14 protein-coding genes are annotated in these 14935 nt (G+C 66.5%); 9 read left to right on the top strand and 5 right to left on the bottom strand.

Going from position 1 to position 14935, the window contains the following annotated elements:
- Positions 1–628 precede the first annotated feature (628 nt).
- From RU09_RS11395 to RU09_RS18510, 5 genes are all read left to right on the top strand, one after another.
- Complete coding sequence (locus RU09_RS11395; protein ID WP_042540677.1) at positions 629–1630, top strand: SDR family NAD(P)-dependent oxidoreductase; 1002 nt, start codon at positions 629–631, stop codon at positions 1628–1630.
- Between the two features lie 91 nt (positions 1631–1721).
- Positions 1722–4064, top strand: a complete 2343-nt coding sequence (locus RU09_RS11390) for a GmrSD restriction endonuclease domain-containing protein (RefSeq protein ID WP_082041101.1) — start codon at positions 1722–1724, stop codon at positions 4062–4064.
- Between the two features lie 91 nt (positions 4065–4155).
- A complete protein-coding gene (locus RU09_RS11385; protein ID WP_042540675.1) occupies positions 4156–6006 on the top strand; it encodes an alpha/beta hydrolase in 1851 nt (616 codons plus the stop codon).
- A gap of 169 nt (positions 6007–6175) precedes the next feature.
- Positions 6176–6556 carry a hypothetical protein gene (locus RU09_RS11380; RefSeq protein ID WP_042540673.1) on the top strand — a complete coding sequence of 127 codons (381 nt, stop codon included), beginning with the start codon at positions 6176–6178 and terminating at the stop codon, positions 6554–6556.
- Between the two features lie 228 nt (positions 6557–6784).
- Positions 6785–7048, top strand: coding sequence for a hypothetical protein (locus RU09_RS18510; protein ID WP_156145908.1), 264 nt, complete (start codon positions 6785–6787; stop codon positions 7046–7048).
- Between the two features lie 48 nt (positions 7049–7096).
- Here the strand turns inward: RU09_RS18510 and RU09_RS11375 are convergent, their stop codons facing one another.
- From RU09_RS11375 to RU09_RS11365, 3 genes are all read right to left on the bottom strand, one after another.
- On the bottom strand, positions 7097–7666 hold the full coding sequence (locus RU09_RS11375; RefSeq protein WP_231567519.1) for a TetR/AcrR family transcriptional regulator: 570 nt from the start codon (positions 7664–7666) through the stop codon (positions 7097–7099).
- A gap of 27 nt (positions 7667–7693) precedes the next feature.
- Complete coding sequence (locus RU09_RS11370; protein WP_042540671.1) at positions 7694–8254, bottom strand: dihydrofolate reductase family protein; 561 nt, start codon at positions 8252–8254, stop codon at positions 7694–7696.
- 143 nt (positions 8255–8397) lie between these two features.
- Complete coding sequence (locus tag RU09_RS11365) at positions 8398–8718, bottom strand: hypothetical protein (protein WP_042540669.1); 321 nt, start codon at positions 8716–8718, stop codon at positions 8398–8400.
- 85 nt (positions 8719–8803) lie between these two features.
- Here RU09_RS11365 and RU09_RS11360 point away from each other — a divergent pair, with 85 nt between their 5' ends.
- Both RU09_RS11360 and RU09_RS18290 read left to right on the top strand, forming a co-directional pair.
- Positions 8804–9190, top strand: a complete 387-nt coding sequence (locus tag RU09_RS11360) for a VOC family protein (RefSeq protein WP_042540667.1) — start codon at positions 8804–8806, stop codon at positions 9188–9190.
- Between the two features lie 351 nt (positions 9191–9541).
- Entirely contained in the window at positions 9542–10510 is a 969-nt protein-coding gene (locus RU09_RS18290; RefSeq protein ID WP_082041100.1) for a G5 domain-containing protein, read from the top strand.
- Positions 10511–10513: 3 nt separating this feature from the next.
- Here RU09_RS18290 and RU09_RS11350 read toward each other — a convergent pair whose 3' ends face one another.
- Entirely contained in the window at positions 10514–10990 is a 477-nt protein-coding gene (locus RU09_RS11350) for a GNAT family N-acetyltransferase (RefSeq protein ID WP_042540665.1), read from the bottom strand.
- Positions 10991–11223: 233 nt separating this feature from the next.
- Positions 11224–12285, bottom strand: coding sequence for a phosphogluconate dehydrogenase (NAD(+)-dependent, decarboxylating) (gene gnd, locus RU09_RS11345; RefSeq protein WP_042540663.1), 1062 nt, complete (start codon positions 12283–12285; stop codon positions 11224–11226).
- Between the two features lie 411 nt (positions 12286–12696).
- Here gnd and RU09_RS11340 point away from each other — a divergent pair, with 411 nt between their 5' ends.
- Together RU09_RS11340 and RU09_RS11335 are read left to right on the top strand one after the other, a co-directional pair.
- Positions 12697–13866, top strand: a complete 1170-nt coding sequence (locus RU09_RS11340) for a MalY/PatB family protein (protein ID WP_042540661.1) — start codon at positions 12697–12699, stop codon at positions 13864–13866.
- A gap of 348 nt (positions 13867–14214) precedes the next feature.
- Positions 14215–14532 carry a GIY-YIG nuclease family protein gene (locus RU09_RS11335; RefSeq protein WP_042540659.1) on the top strand — a complete coding sequence of 106 codons (318 nt, stop codon included), beginning with the start codon at positions 14215–14217 and terminating at the stop codon, positions 14530–14532.
- Positions 14533–14935 lie beyond the last annotated feature (403 nt).

The raw sequence follows: 14935 nt of genomic DNA, 5'->3' as shown, positions 1-14935 counted from the left end.
AAAATCAGGTTAGCGGCGAGAGACGCGAATGAGCGCGTTCAATACCGACTTCTCATGACCCCAATGAATGTTCACGGCTCATACCAGATCGATGGAATAGGGCCCTCGTGCGTGCGACCCTTCCCCGATTGACAGGTGCGCCGCAGCTTGGGTCAGCTCTACGTCGTCAGGGATCGTTGTCAAGAATCGGACGCGGCCTCCCGCCCGACAACTGCGACACAGTCATGTCATCGCCGACGTATCTCGGCCGCGGAACCAATACCCGGGCCGACCGCACTGAACACCCCTATAACAATCGATGCCACCGGAAAGCTAGCGACCCCGAATGAGCGGGCCGTCTAGAGCGAGCAAAGGCCAGAGTATGTGCCTGCGGGGCTTGCGATTACAGAATGCACAGGCCCGTGGCAGTCGTGGCCAACCCGCAGGTTCAGGTTACGGCGACTACCTCTGGGCAGGGAGTGTTATCGAACCATGCGCCGCACCTTCGATCGAGCGTCACCGCGCGGGCGATGTTCCCGGGCCGCTCACCCAAGGAGGATCACCGAATCACGTGCGCGATGATCGAGTCGCATACACTTACGATAACAAGACGCACCGTTGCGAAACCCAAGCCTCAAGGAGCTCGACCATGGCCCTCACCGCACACTCCACCATCGGCGACTGGATGAGCGACCCGACCGGCGGGCCGCTCATTCGCGCACTCTTCGAGCAGACGGGCGCCGACCCCGAGCTCCTCACCCCCGTGCTCGGCCTGCCGCTGCAGCAGCTCGTCGCGATGAGCCAGGGCGCACTGCCGCAGTCGGTGGTCGACGACCTGGTGCGTGCGGCCAATGGCGGCGAGATCCCCGAGACCACCGACGAGAGCGGCTGGACCGAGAAGCCCACCACCGGACGTTTCGCCGGGAAGACAGTGATCGTCACGGGCGCAGCATCCGGAATCGGCAAGGCCACAGCATCCCGCATCGCGCGTGAAGGCGGACGAGTCATCGCCTCTGACATCGCCGCCGACAAGCTCGACGCTCTGAAGGCCGAACTGCCGGATGCCGACATCACCACCGTCGCCGGTGACCTCACCAAGCAGGACGCGATCGACGCCGTCATCGCTGCCGCGGGCGACCGCATCGACGCCCTCGCGAACGTCGCCGGCATCAACGACGACTTCTCCCCCGCAGGCGAGACGACGGATGCCGTCTGGGACCGCGTCATCGCGATCAACCTCACCGCCCCGTTCAAGCTCATGCGCGCGGTGCTGCCGATCATGGAGAGGGCCGGCCGCGGTTCGATCCTCAACGTCTCCAGCGAAGCGGGTCTGCGGGGCAACTCCTCGGGCAACGCCTACACGGCCAGCAAGCACGGCATCATCGGCGTCACGAAGTCCGCGGCGTTCATGTATGGGCCGAAGGGCATCCGCGTGAACTCCGTCGCTCCGGGCGGCGTCGCCACCGGCATCCCGATGCCCCCGAACATGTCGGAGTACGGCTCGGGTCGCCTGGCCCCGTTCCAGCAGGCGATCCCGACGGTAGCGACCGCCGAGCACCTCGCCGCGTCGATCACGTTCCTGCTGTCGGACGACGCCGTGAACATCAACGGTGCCGTGCTGGCATCCGATGGGGGATGGTCGGTGCAGTAAGCACCCCTGAACACCACGCCCCTGCCGACCCGAACGGCAGGGGCGTTCTTTCCGACGTCACACCCACAGCGATACGCCTGCGCTCGTGAACATGTGTGATCGTCACGGCCGCGTAGATGCCGGCCATGACAGCCGTGCACATCGTGTCCACCACGGATTGGCGCGCGGCTTCGCCACGGGACGGGGCATCCGACCAGGGTGCCTACGCAACCGAAGTCGCTTTCGCTCCGCACCTAGACTGCAAACAATCGCGTCCGTCAGGAGCAACAGAGGAGCACGAGTGAAGACCGACCTCACGACGCCGCAGGGCATTTTCGGAATGCCTCAGCATCTGACAGTTCCCATCTACCAGCGCCCCTATGTGTGGAATCAAGAGGACCAGTGGGCGCCTCTGTGGGGGGATATCCGACGTCTGACCGAACACCGACTCGAGAACCCGAGTTCGAACGCCACTCACTTCCTGGGCGCGGTCGTGACGCAGGACGCCCCGACCGGTCCTGTGGGAATGCAAGAGTTTCAGATTGTCGACGGCCAACAGCGCCTGACCACGCTCCAACTCGCGCTTGACGCGACCGCTGCTGCGCTCGCCGCGCGCGGACTCGAAGGGCTCGCTGCACGTCTGAACTTCCTCACCCATAACGACCACATGTTCGTCCGTGAAGGCGAGCCCGCCCTGAAGCTCCGCCACACGAACCGCGATCGCGCAGCTTTCGACGAGGTGATGCTCGCCGAGCCCCCGGTCGACCACGCGTCACTCACGCACCGAGATTCTCGCCTGAATCAGGCGCACGAGTACTTCGCGTCGCATGTGGGCGCCTGGCTCGACTCGGATCCCGAATCGCTGGCGTTGCGCGCCGACGCTCTGGCGATCGCACTGCAGAACGCACTGCAGCTCGTCGTGATCCGTCTGACGGCGGACGAGGACTCTCAGGAGATCTTCGAGACACTCAACGCGCGCGGAACACCTCTCACCGCCGCGGATCTCATCAAGAACTTTGTGTTCCAGCGCCTCAAAGTCGAGGGCAAGGACACAGAGGAGGCCTACCGCAGCTGGCCGTTCGAAACGAAGTTCTGGGAGGCCGAGGTCAGCGTCGGACGGTTCCCAACCACCCGCAGCGCACTCTTCCTGGGTCAGTGGCTGATCTCCCGAGTGGGCAAGGAGGTAAGTCCGCGATCCACCTTCGGTAGGTTCAAGTTCTTCGCAGAGCACGAGACTGCTCGCTCGATGTCCGAATTGCTCGTCCTGATCACCGAGCAGGCCAAGATCTATCAGGAACTCACCGAGCGAGCATCCGACCCGCACGCGAACCTCAGCCGCCTCGAGCTTCACATCTACCGAATGGCTGTGGCGCAGGTCGAGATCACCAAGCCCGTCGTGTTGTGGCTGACCGAACCGGGAACTGACTACACGGTGGAGTCGATCAGCGGTGTCATCGACGCCGTCGAGAGCTGGATCGTCCGTCGCCGCCTGCTCCGCCTGCAGAACGGAGATCTCGGACGAGTCGCAGCGGAACTCATCTCGGCTGCGCGAGGTGCGTCCGACGATGAACTGGTCGACATTGTCGAGCGTCACCTCGCGCGTCAGCAGTCCACGAGCACGTACTGGCCCGGAGACGAGGAGCTCAGCGAGACATTGCGATCGGTGCCCTTCTACCGACGGTTCTCTCAGCCGATGCAACGGATGCTGCTGCAGGCCGTCGAGGACTGGTATCGCGGCTACACCTCAGAGAAGTCATCGAAGACCGGCATCCGCGTGCACCGCGACAAGCATCAGGTCGAGCACCTGCTGCCTCGCTCATGGCGCAACCACTGGCCGGTCCCGGACGCCGCTGCCGAAGCCGATCGCGAGGAGCATGTCCACCGACTCGGCAACCTGACGCTCATCACCGGCTCTCTGAACGCCTCTGTGTCGAACGGCCCGTGGTTGGGCGGAAACGGGAAGCGAGCAGAACTGCATCGACATGACGTGTTCTTGATGAACCGCGCCATCGTCGATGCTTCCGAGGGCGGATGGGACGAGCATCAGATCGATGAGCGGACCGAGTACCTCATCGGGGGGATCATCGCGACCTGGCCGGTGCCGGAAGGCCACGAAGGCAAGACCGTCGACCGCACGGCAAGGCTGTCGAAGGCTACAGCGACGTACGCAGATGTCATCGCCGCGGGTTTGATCGAGGTCGGTACGACGCTCGTCTGCACGGACGGCCGCTGGCCCGACGCTCGAGGCACGCTCCTCGCTGGAGGGCGCATGTCGTACGACGGCATGACGTACGAGACTCCGGCCGCAGCGGCGCGCTACGTGCGTGGTGGGCAAAGCGGCAATGCCTGGTACTTCTGGCGAATCGAGGACGGACCGCTACTCAACGACCTCCGCACCGAGATGCTGCGGGCGCAAGACCGGGCGACGACGGTCGCCTCGGAAGTCGAGAGCTGATCTCCACCACCCACTGGTTGCGCTGTCTCGCATGGATATGCTGACTGCGGGCCCCGTCTGGGACTGCCCGAGGCCGCCACAAGGGGGATCGATGTCGAACGCGCCAATCCTGTTGTTCCTGCATGGAGTCGGTACGGGCGATCCCAAGGACACGTGGAAGACGCAGCTTGCTGAGTCGCTGGTGCGGGTCGGTCATCCGGACCTCGACGGGGTCAAGGTGATCGCTCCGAAGTTCGCGCACGCGCTCAAGGGCGCGGACGAGAAAGAGCCACTTCCCCCGATCACGCTTGACCGACTCTCCGGCGAGAAGGCCAGGGCCAACCGCCGCGAGTTCGAGCGACGGATCGGTGCCGTCGAGTTCCGGCTGGGTCACCAGGACAGGGGAAACGGATACATCGGAGGCGACGTCACGGTAGACGCGGCGGTCAACCTTCGGCCCTTCGTGCAGGCACGCAATTACCTTAAAGATGCCGCGATCCGAGCGCAGGTCCTGAATCGCGTGCTCAGCAAGATCCCGACCGAAGGCGAGATCGTCATCGTCGGCCACAGCCTCGGCTCGGTGATTGCCGCCGACGTCATCAGTCGCCTCCCGAAGGGTGTGCGCGTGCGGGGCATGGTGACGATCGGCAGCCCACTCGCCAGCGAGACGTTCGGCGTCGACAAACTTCGCGACAACCTTCGCGAGCCTCCATCAAACCTGGACTGGTGGGTGAGCTTCTGGGACGGGATCGATCCCGTCGCTGCTCGCCGAGGCGTCTCGTCGGCGTTCCCCTGGATGATCGACTTCCGGGTACCGACGACGACCCTCAACCCCAAGTCCGCTCACCAGGCCGTCAACTACCTTTCCCGTGATGTCGTCGCGGAAGCCATCGGGTTCGCCCTGTTCGGCTCCCGATCCCGAGACGTAGTGAAGTCGGAGCGATCGCTCGATCACCCGCTCAATGCCGCCGAATCGATCTCCATCCTTGCGCTGCGATACGCGCACCTGGTCATCGAGGAACTCGAAGGAGAGCAGAAGACTAAGTACGCCGGCGCCGTCCGCGCCGCGCAGGCGATCGTTGTCGAGACGTTGAAAGGGCATCGCCTCGACTCGGGGGATTTCATCCCGAACGCAATCGCCCGCTTGTCTGTCGATCTCTCCGACGCGGAATCAGAGGCCGACTCGCCGGCGCCGCCGACTCGCCTGCCCAAAGAGGAGGCGGTCGTACCTCTCGTCGTGCTCGCGTCCGAGAATGTCATCCTTCCCTTCGAGATAAAGATCGCACCGGACAAGCGCCAGCGCGCGATGGAGAACCTGACGGCGGAGCTCGGTCTCACCACCAAGTTCGGCGAGGACCTGTTCGCCGCGGCGAAAGCGGCGGACAAGGCACTCGCCGGTGGATCGGCTGCGAATCTGTGGATCAAGTGGGGCGTCGTCGGAGTGGGCGCGGTGGCGATCGTCGTCGCCACCGGTGGCCTCGCGCTGGCAGCCGGCGCAGGTCTGGCTGGCGCGGCAGCGCTCACCAGCGCGCTGGCCGCGTTCGGCCCAGGCGGGATGATCGGCGGCCTACTCACAGCCGGCGCCCTCGTCACCGCCGGCGGTGGCGGCATCGCATTCGGGCTCGCCAGCCCGGGAACCAGCCCCGAAGCCCTGGAGGCCGTCGTCTCGCGACAGGTCGCCGCGGAGCTACTGCGGAAGGCGCAGAAGCTCGATCGCGACCCCGGCGTCTGGAGCAACCTCGTCGCAACGGAGATCGAAGTTCGTCGGCAGCTCGAGCGGCTGGACGAATTCTCGGATCCCGATTCTCCTACGATCAAGAATCTCGAACGGAAACTCACGACGCTCGAACGCGCTCTCACCGCTCTCACAAAGGCGGGACTCGCTCCTGCTATGGGTGACGCGCCCGACGATGAGGAGAAGCCCAAAGCGCGCGGGATCCGCTTCGCGGTTCCCGGACGCTGACCCGGCGGAAGTGACGATCGAGTGGCCGTCGTGAACCAGGGCGGGCACTACGGCGAGTCGACGCTCCGCGAGATCGTCTACGCAGAAGCCGCGGGCAAGCCCGTAACCTTCGTCGGCCTTGCCTACGGCCAGGCGTAGACCTCACATCTCCCCCGCCTACCCTGGCTCTATGAAGAAGCTCCCCACGCTCGCGTCGCTGGCCGTCGGCATCCTGATGCTCTCCGGATGCTCGCAGGCGTCGACCATCGCGGCCTGCGGTCAGGTCGCCGCGCAGGCAGCGCAGGTGACGGGTGTGATCGGCAGCGTCAGCTCGCCGACTCCCGAGGCCGCGCAGGCAGCGCTCGATGAAATTAAGAGCGTCGCCGAGAACATCCGCGGTGTCGACGGACCCGAGGAGTTCGTCACCCTCCGCGACTCATGGACTACGAGCATCGACGCATTCGCCGCCGAGGGCGAGAAGGCCATCACCGGCGACCTCACGGGCCTGGACGCTGCGACGACAGAGATGCGTGCGGCGACCGACGCGATCCTCGCGTACTGCACTCCGTAGTCGGCACCGCCCGCGGGCACTTCAGCCGCTCGTTCGGCGGAACCCTCATCGCGATCTCGACGCTCTCGCCGATCGCACGCCCGCCCTCGAAGGCACGAGGCCATCACCGCAGACCTCCCCTGCATCCGCTCGGACGAGACGTTCACCCGGATTCCGGGGCAGCGACTGCTTCTAGTTCAGACAGCTCTGTAGTACCGTTCATGCCACGCTGACGAACCGACACCCGTGATGCGACTTCGACTGTTTCTGATTGCCGTGGCGGCCGTGATCGGCGCTGCATTGACCTGGTGGGGCGCCACCACGCTGTTCACCTCCGGTGTGCGGGCTGACCTCGAGGGAACTGCCGGCGATCTCGACCTACTGCCTGCTGCTGCGGCCGCAGGGGGAATCGCATGCGTCGTCTGGGCGCTGTGCGCGCTCGCCTGGCAAGTGGGCATCATCCGGACGCGACGACGGTCGCGGCGCACACCGGAGGGACAACCCGCGCGCTGACCTGGGCGCTGACACCAGCTCGGCGACGGTACAACCCACGGGCGTGACCTATCGCGCAATGCCTCGCAGCAGCCGCGTCACAGTCTCCTCGACGCGCTCTGCACTCAGAGGTTGACCGATCAACGCCGCGTACGACGCCATGGCGATGAGCTGGTCGGCGATCGCGTCAGCATCCACGTCGGACCGCACTTGCCCGTCGACCTGTCCGCGCGCGATCCGCTCGGCGACCCACGAGCGGATCGGCGCCGCGAGATGCTCGTTGAGCGCCAGCCCGAGTTCGTGGTCGGTGGCGGTCACCGCGATCAGCGCCCGGGCGAGTGCGACGCCCTCGGGCTTCGCGAGCCCGGCCGACATCGCCGAGAACCACGCGTGCAGGTCGGCCCGGATGTCGTCGCTCATCGCGACTGCGGGGTCCGCTCCTGGCAGGTCTCCCTCGAGCAGCGCCTCGCCGAGGATCGCCGCCTTCGACGGCCACCAGCGGTAGATCGTCTGCTTGGCGACTCCGGCGGTCTCGGCGAGCCCCTCGATCGTCACCGCTTCATACGTACCGGCCACGACGGCAGCGCGCATCGCCTCGAGCACGGACTGGCGCGCGGCTTCACTTCGGGGACGGGGCACCTGAACAGGCTACCCATCGGAACACCTTCAGCAGCGCGGGCGGTAGGTGTGCGCGACCGCTCCCGATGCGAGCTCGCGGCGCTCGATGAGCTCAAGGCTCAGGCGTTGGCTTAGACCGTCGAGCAGCCGCGGACCGCTTCCGGCGACAACCGGGTGCACGACGAAGGTGAACTCGTCGATCAACCCCAGCTCAGCGAGCGCGCGAGGGAGAGTCACCCCACCGACGGACAGGCCCTGGCCCGGCTGCCGCTTGAGCTGCTGAACGGCCTCACCCACGTCGCCTCGGATGAGCTCGGCGTTCCAGTCGACCGCATCCAGCGTGCGCGAAACGACGTGCTTCGGCACGCGATCGATGGCCTCGGCGAAAGGGATCTCCCACTCGCTCATCCAGTCCGGCCAGACTCCGGATGCCGGGCGACGCCACGCGGACTCCATCATCTCGTAGGTCGTTCGGCCATAGAGCACGGCATCCGCCCGCTGCATCTCAGCCGTCCAGAAGCCCATCAGCTCCTCATCAGGAGCGACGCCCGCCTCGTGATGGACGCAGCCGTCGAGCGTGACGTTGATCGAGTAGCGCAGTGGTCTCATCTCGCCGATCTCCTTCGATGCGGGCGGTGGTTTTGCGGGATGGGATTCAGACTATTTTCGGGGGTCGACCGCTGGAAGCCCACGATCCAACTGCGGAGGCGCGCTCGAAACGCGGCCGCCGCCAGCTAGCCACTACTGACGACTCAGGCCCGGTTTCCCATTCGGAGCTCGTGCGCCTGCTGGGCACGAACCTCTTCAGCATGGCGCGCTGCATCTGCATCGGCATGGGCCCCGAGGGCCGAGCGGGTCTGGAGCCCCACAGTACGCGCGTGCATAGCGAGCAGACCCGCGAGGACACCGATACCGATGAGCGTCGAGCCAATAGACAGGCTGAAGCCGGCGGTGCGCAACTGCTCCGAATCAATGTCGAGCAAAGATCCGCTCGGCCAGGACAGGTACCCGTCGATTGCAAAACCGGCACCGACGACCAGCGCGATGATCGTCGTCCAAACCAGAAGTCTCATGGACGGATCCTATTGGGCGACCAGCCGCGGCGATCCGGAGCAAGCCCCCTGTTCCGCACGCGCCGGCCGCTCTAATGTGACCGGCATGTTGAAGATCGTGTCGATCGTGATCCGCGTGAACGACCTCCCGGCGCAGTCGCGCTTCTGGCAGGCAGCTCTTGACTATGTCGAGCGGGACCCGGCATCCGACGACTGGGTCGTGCTGAAGCCGCGCGACGCGGACGCCCCCTGCATCGCGCTCGACGCCCACCATTCCGAGAGGGTGCTGCCGCCCCGCATCCACCTCGACATCTACGCCGAGGATCAGGATGCCGAAGTGCGCCGCCTGGCCGAGCTCGGCGCCCGCGAGGTGCACTGGGACAACCGGCCCGACGATGCGGACTACGTGATCATGGAAGATCCCGAGGGCAACCGGTTCTGTGTCGTGGACCGGCCGGACTGGGCGGGGTGGGAGCGGGCTCGGGCCGAGTGACGCGCCCCCTCGTCAGCACTCAGATCGCCAGACGTTGTCGAGCGGACCCCGGGAGAGTGCGAGCGCTCGAGGTCCGCTCGAACGGTCGGGAGACATGTCAATCGGCGCCTTTGCCCGTCTTCGCGACCGCATGACGTAGCAAAGCACACATATGAGGACAGTGCAGTATCTTGCATCGCCGTCCGACCGGGGAGTGCGACGCGGTCCCGCTCCAGCGCTGACGCTCGCGCCGGCCGAGGTGGCATTCCGGTCTGAATCGTTACTTGTCCGACGCGTCCAGCAACCGATATACAGGTCAAAGCGCTCTGGGGGCGCTGGCGATTCGTCGCCTCACTGTCGAGGGGAACTCTCATGTCACTGCCGCCTGCCTCCTGGCATCCAGATCCGCAGAATCCGCATCAGCTGCGCTGGTGGGACGGCCATCGCTGGACGGATGCCACATCGCCGTCGCCGGCTGCTGCCGTGACATCGCAGCTGTCGCACCCCGCTCCGGCCGCAGCATCCGTCGCCTCGAAGCGACGCAGCGGGTGGCGCACCGCCGGCATCATCATCGGCGCACTCGTGGTCGGCGGGGTACTGGCCCGTGTGTCGCCGATCGCGATCCTCCTGGTGGCCACGGCGATGGTCGGCATCGCCCTCTATGTGATGGCCGCTCGCCCTCTTCCGGCACTGGGACTGCGGTCACGGATGTCGGGAGTGGTCGCGCTGGGTATGGCCGCTCTTCTGGTCACGGGTGGCGGCATCGCCAGCGCGAACGGCGGAGGCACTCCGACGGCATCCGAACCGCAGAACTTCGCGGCCGTGGCGACATCGACTCCGAAGCCCAGCCCGACCCCCACGCCGACCACGTTCGAGACCGCGACCGAAGAGGTGCCCGTGCCGTTCGAGGCGACCACGGTCGACGACCCTCAGCTCGATCAAGGCGCCACAGCGCTCGTCTCCGCCGGCGTGAACGGTGTGAAGGTGATCACATACCGCGTGACCATGGTCGACGGTGTGGAAGTGTCTCGCGAGGTCGTCAGCGAGGCTGTCTCGGTGCAGCCGGTCAACGAGGTGACAGCGATCGGAAGCAAGGCTCCCGCACCGGTTGCCGTGCCCGCTCCTGCGCCCGCACCAGCGCCCGCACCGGTGCCGCTCGTGCAGCAGGGCGGTGGCGGCTGCGACTCGAACTACACCGGTGCGTGCGTACCGATCTCCAGTGACGTCGACTGCGCTGGCGGCAGCGGGAACGGACCGGCATATGTGCAGGGCCCCGTGCAGATCGTCGGCTCGGACATCTACGACCTCGATCGCGACGGAGACGGGATCGCCTGCGACTAGTCGCTAGCCGTCCACCTCGAGCGACCGGTAGAAGTAGAACGCCCGCTCGCCGGAATCGGGGTCGACGCTGCTGAACCCGTGGCGTTCATAGAAGCGCATCGCCCCGGCATCCGGCTCGTCGACGTTGATCTCGATCGCCGCGACGCCGAGCTCGCGGCAGATCTCGACCATGTGCTGCAGGATCGCACTGCCGATTACGGTGCCCCGCTGCTCGGGCTCGACGTACATCTCGTCGAGCAGCGCGACCGGCCCGTCAGACCACACGTTCGGGCGCAGGGTCACGAGGGCGACGCCGACCGCGGGTTCGCCTCCGAGCACGGCGAACGTCGACGGTTCGGCGAGCAGCACCTGCAAGCGTTGGGCGAGAACTTCGGCGCCGGGAGTCTCGGTGTCGAACTCCGTGTTGAACGCGTGCAGCATCTCGGCGAGGCGGTCGGCGTCCGAAGGATCGGCCCGTCGGATGCGGGGAGTCGGGGTCATGCGGGGGCGCCTTTCTTGTGTCGTGGTGCGTTTCGTCTCGGGCCGCTCCGCGGGCCTCGCTCAACGAACGAGAAACAGAGCGTTTCGTCTCGGGCTGCTCCGCGGGCCTCGCTCAACGGACAGATCACGGTCGTTGAGCGAAGACGACGAAGTCGACTGAGACGAAACGTCGACCGCGGGGGCGTTTCGTCTCGGCCTCCCTCAAGGAACGAGGCCCGCGGCACCCTCAGCGATCAGGCGCTGTCCGAGTCGGCCTTTCGCGACCCGGCCTCGAGCACGTCGCCGGCCGGCAGCTCCTGGTGTCCGCCGAACTGCAGGCGCATCGCCGACAGCACCTGGTTCGCGAACTTGTCTTCGTCGCGCGAGGCGAAGCGCTCGAACAGTGACGCCGCGAGCACCGGCACGGGCACGCCCACGTCGACAGCGGCCTTGACCGTCCAGCGGCCTTCGCCGGAGTCGGAGACCCGACCGGCGAGGCCGTCGAGCTGCGGATTCTCCGCCAGCGCGGCAGCGGTCAGGTCGAGCAGCCACGACGAGATGACCGATCCGCGTCGCCACAGCTCGGCGACCTTCGATGTGTCGATCGGGAACTGGTAGAACTCCGGCTCCTCGAGAGGGGCGATCTCGGCGGAATGCTCGGCCTCGCGCACTCCGGCATCCGCGTTGTGCAGCAGATTGAGGCCCTCGGCGATCGACGCCATGATGCCGTATTCGATGCCGTTGTGCACCATCTTCACGAAGTGCCCCGCGCCCGACGGCCCGCAATGCAGATAGCCCTGCTCCTCGGGGGTGAGGTCTCCCGTGCGACCGGGAGTGCGCTCGATCTCGCCGACCCCGGGAGCGATCGTGCGCAGCACGGGCTCGATGCGCTGCACGGCCTCATCCGGTCCGCCGACCATCAGGCAGTATCCGCGGTCGAGCCCGAACACTCCGCCGCTCGTGCCGACATCGACATAGTGGATGCCGCGCTCGCGGAAGGCCTTCGCCCGCCGCACGTCGTCGCGGTAGTTCGAGTTGCCGCCGTCGATCAGGATGTCGCCCTCGTCGAGCACCTCCGCGACCTGGTCGGCCACCGCTCCCGTGAGCGAGGCGGGCACCATCATCCATACAGCCCGCGGCGCTTCGAGCTTCGACGCCAGGTCTGCCATGCTGTCTGCACCCACGGCTCCCTCGGCGACCAGCGCCTGCACCGCATCGGCATTCACGTCATAGACCACGCACTCGTGCCCCGCCCGCATGAGGCGGCGCACGATGTTGGCACCCATCCGGCCGAGTCCGATCATCGCCAGCTGCATGAGAATCCCTTCGTCCCCGCCCCCGATGGGCCGAGTCGGGGCAATCCTGGCACGGGTTCAGGGGTGGCTCAATGCCGTGGCGCGGTGGGCGCTCGGTGCGGGGTCGATGACGCACCGCTGGTCTCGGTTTGTGGTGCAGAAGTGACCTCGCACGCATCGGGCACTCGGTGCGGGGTCGAAAACGCATCCGAAAGACCGTCTTCCGATGCGAAAGTGACCCCGCACGCGGCCGCCCTCGGTGAGGGCCGCGTCCGGGCAGCCCTCACAGATGCACGCTCAGATCACGGATGCAGGCCGAGCCCGTCGTTCTCGGCATGCATCTGTGATCCGGACGTGCAGGTGTCGACGAGTGAACAGCCCAGACCTTCCGCATCCGGGCCGAGGGCTCCCGGTGGATGGAAGGATTGAAGAATGACCACCGGAACGTTCGACCAGATCACGCAAGACGACCTGCGAGCGGCAGGCAGCCTGAAATGGACGAACTTCCCCGACATGATCGGCGCGTTCGTCGCCGAGATGGACTTCGGACTCGCCCCCGCGATCAACAGCGCGGTGAAGGATGCGTTGGATCTGGGCGTCACCGGCTACCTGCCCGAGAAGCTCGCCAAGGACCTCTCGCGGGCCACGGCCCGCTGGTACTCGGATTCGTATGGGTGGGAGATCTCGCCCGAGCGGGTGCACCATGTGCCCGATGTGATCGCCGCGTTCGAGCTGGCGATCGAGCACTTCACGACTCCCGGCTCGGCGATCATCGTGCCGACGCCCGCATACATGCCGTTCCTCCTGGTGCCGCCGATGCATGACCGTCGAGTGATCGAGGTGCCGAGCATCGAGGTCGACGGACGCTGGGTCATGGACCTGGATGCCGTCGCCCAGGCGTTCCGTGACGGCGGCGAGATGCTGGTGCTCTGCAACCCGCACAACCCCCTCGGCACCGTGGCGACCCGTGACGAGCTGCTCGCGATCGCCTCGGTCGTGACGGATGCCGGAGGCCGGGTGTTCTCCGACGAGATCCACGCCCCCATCGTCTACGCGCCGGCTCAGCACATTCCCTACGCATCGGTGTCGGAGGCGGCGGCGTCGCACACGCTGACCGCGACGTCGGCGTCGAAGGCGTGGAACCTCGCAGGCCTCAAGTGCGCGCAGGTCATCCTCTCGAACGATGCAGACGCCGCGCTCTGGGAGAGCCTCGGATTCTGGGCAGGGCACGGCACCTCGACGCTCGGCGTCGTCGCGAACATCGCCGCCTACACGGGCGGCCGCGAGTGGCTCGACGAGGTGGTCGACTACCTCGACGGCAACCGGCGGATGCTGGCGCAGCTCGTCGATGAGAAGCTGCCCGGCGTGCGGATGATCGTGCCCGAGGGCAGCTACATCGCGCTGCTCGACTTCCGCGAGACCGGGTTGACCGGGGACCTCGGCGAGTGGTTCCGCGAGCACGCCGGAGTCGCGATGACGGATGGCGCCGCCTGCGGTGAGGCAGCCATCGGATACACGCGCTTCGTCTTCGCGCTCCCCCGTCCGGTCATGGTCGAGGCGGTCGACCGCATCGCCGCCGCACTGCGCGACCGGGCCGTCTGAGCGCGTTTCGTCTCGCTCCGCTCGCTCAACGACCGGTGCTCCTCTTCCGCTCTCGGTCGCTGGCCGAGGACGGCACCCCTCCCCACCCCGGTCATTGAGCGAGGACGGCGCCCCTCCTCCCCCGGTCGTTGAGCGAGGACGGCGAAGCCGCCCGAGACGAAACGCACCACACCTCGGCGGCGCCCCTCTCCTGGTCGTTGAGCGAGGCCGGCGAAGCCGCCCGAGACGAAACGCACCACACCCCCTCCTCCCGGTCGTTGAGCGAGGCCGGCGAAGCCGACCGAGACGAAACGCACCCACACTGCGGACGGCGGCGATTGTCGGCATCCGCGCGTACGCTCCGCCTGCATGGGATACGTCTACATTCTTCGCTGCTCCGATGGCACGCTCTACGTCGGCAGCACCCGCGATCTCAGCAAGCGGATCGTCCAGCACCAGGAGGGGATGGGCAGCGAGTACACGAAACGGCGGCTCCCGGTCGAACTCATCTGGAGCAGCGAGCACGCCCGCATCGATGACGCCTTCGCATGGGAGAAGCGCCTGCAGGGGTGGAGCCACGCGAAGCGACTGGCGTTCATCGACGGCGGGCTGGATGCGGTGCGTGCGTGGAGCGTGCGGGAGCGGCGCGAGCGGGCGGCTCGGGGGAAGCGTCCCGCGGTGAGGTAGCGCGTTTCGTCTCGGGCGGCTCCGCCGGCCTCGCTCAACGACCGGGGGCGAAGGCTCCGCCCGCCTCGCTCAACGAACAGGGTCGAAGGCGCTCACCGGGGAGACGAAGGCCCCGCCGGGAATCCGGAACACCGCCGCCTGCATCCGTCAGAACCATCGCCGATCCCAGGCGCGCAGCTGCAGCTGCGCCAGGCGACGCCGGGTTCCCGTGACGCCGAGCATCATCGCCATGCGCGATTCAGACCCCGGGCCAGAACCAGACGAATAGGTATACTTATTCCCAGGCAGCAGCGCCCAGAATCGCGGGATTCCAGCCATCTCGTACATAACTAAACATATAAATAGATTTAATCTGCATTCCGGGCTACACTCGGCGATGTCGTCCAGAGCGGGGCGACCTCAG

This window comes from Microbacterium sp. MEJ108Y, assembly GCF_000834175.1.
Taxonomy (GTDB): Bacteria; Actinomycetota; Actinomycetes; order Actinomycetales; family Microbacteriaceae; genus Microbacterium; species Microbacterium forte.
Note: the sequence above shows the minus strand (reverse complement) of the source record. Positions and strands in the feature narration are given on the sequence as shown.

Bases quoted from the DNA above. Each gene is read 5' to 3' on its own strand.
- RU09_RS11350 (WP_042540665.1), bottom strand. From the start codon at position 10,990: ATGACCCCGACTCCCCGCATCCGACGGGCCGATCCTTCGGACGCCGAC.
- RU09_RS11380 (WP_042540673.1), top strand. From the start codon at position 6,176: ATGAAGAAGCTCCCCACGCTCGCGTCGCTGGCCGTCGGCATCCTGATG.
- RU09_RS11340 (WP_042540661.1), top strand. From the start codon at position 12,697: ATGACCACCGGAACGTTCGACCAGATCACGCAAGACGACCTGCGAGCG.
- RU09_RS11365 (WP_042540669.1), bottom strand. From the start codon at position 8,718: ATGAGACTTCTGGTTTGGACGACGATCATCGCGCTGGTCGTCGGTGCC.
- RU09_RS11395 (WP_042540677.1), top strand. From the start codon at position 629: ATGGCCCTCACCGCACACTCCACCATCGGCGACTGGATGAGCGACCCG.
- RU09_RS18290 (WP_082041100.1), top strand. From the start codon at position 9,542: ATGTCACTGCCGCCTGCCTCCTGGCATCCAGATCCGCAGAATCCGCAT.
- RU09_RS11360 (WP_042540667.1), top strand. From the start codon at position 8,804: ATGTTGAAGATCGTGTCGATCGTGATCCGCGTGAACGACCTCCCGGCG.
- gnd (WP_042540663.1), bottom strand. From the start codon at position 12,285: ATGCAGCTGGCGATGATCGGACTCGGCCGGATGGGTGCCAACATCGTG.
- RU09_RS11370 (WP_042540671.1), bottom strand. From the start codon at position 8,254: ATGAGACCACTGCGCTACTCGATCAACGTCACGCTCGACGGCTGCGTC.
- RU09_RS11385 (WP_042540675.1), top strand. From the start codon at position 4,156: ATGTCGAACGCGCCAATCCTGTTGTTCCTGCATGGAGTCGGTACGGGC.
- RU09_RS18510 (WP_156145908.1), top strand. From the start codon at position 6,785: ATGCGACTTCGACTGTTTCTGATTGCCGTGGCGGCCGTGATCGGCGCT.
- RU09_RS11390 (WP_082041101.1), top strand. From the start codon at position 1,722: ATGTGTGATCGTCACGGCCGCGTAGATGCCGGCCATGACAGCCGTGCA.
- RU09_RS11335 (WP_042540659.1), top strand. From the start codon at position 14,215: ATGGGATACGTCTACATTCTTCGCTGCTCCGATGGCACGCTCTACGTC.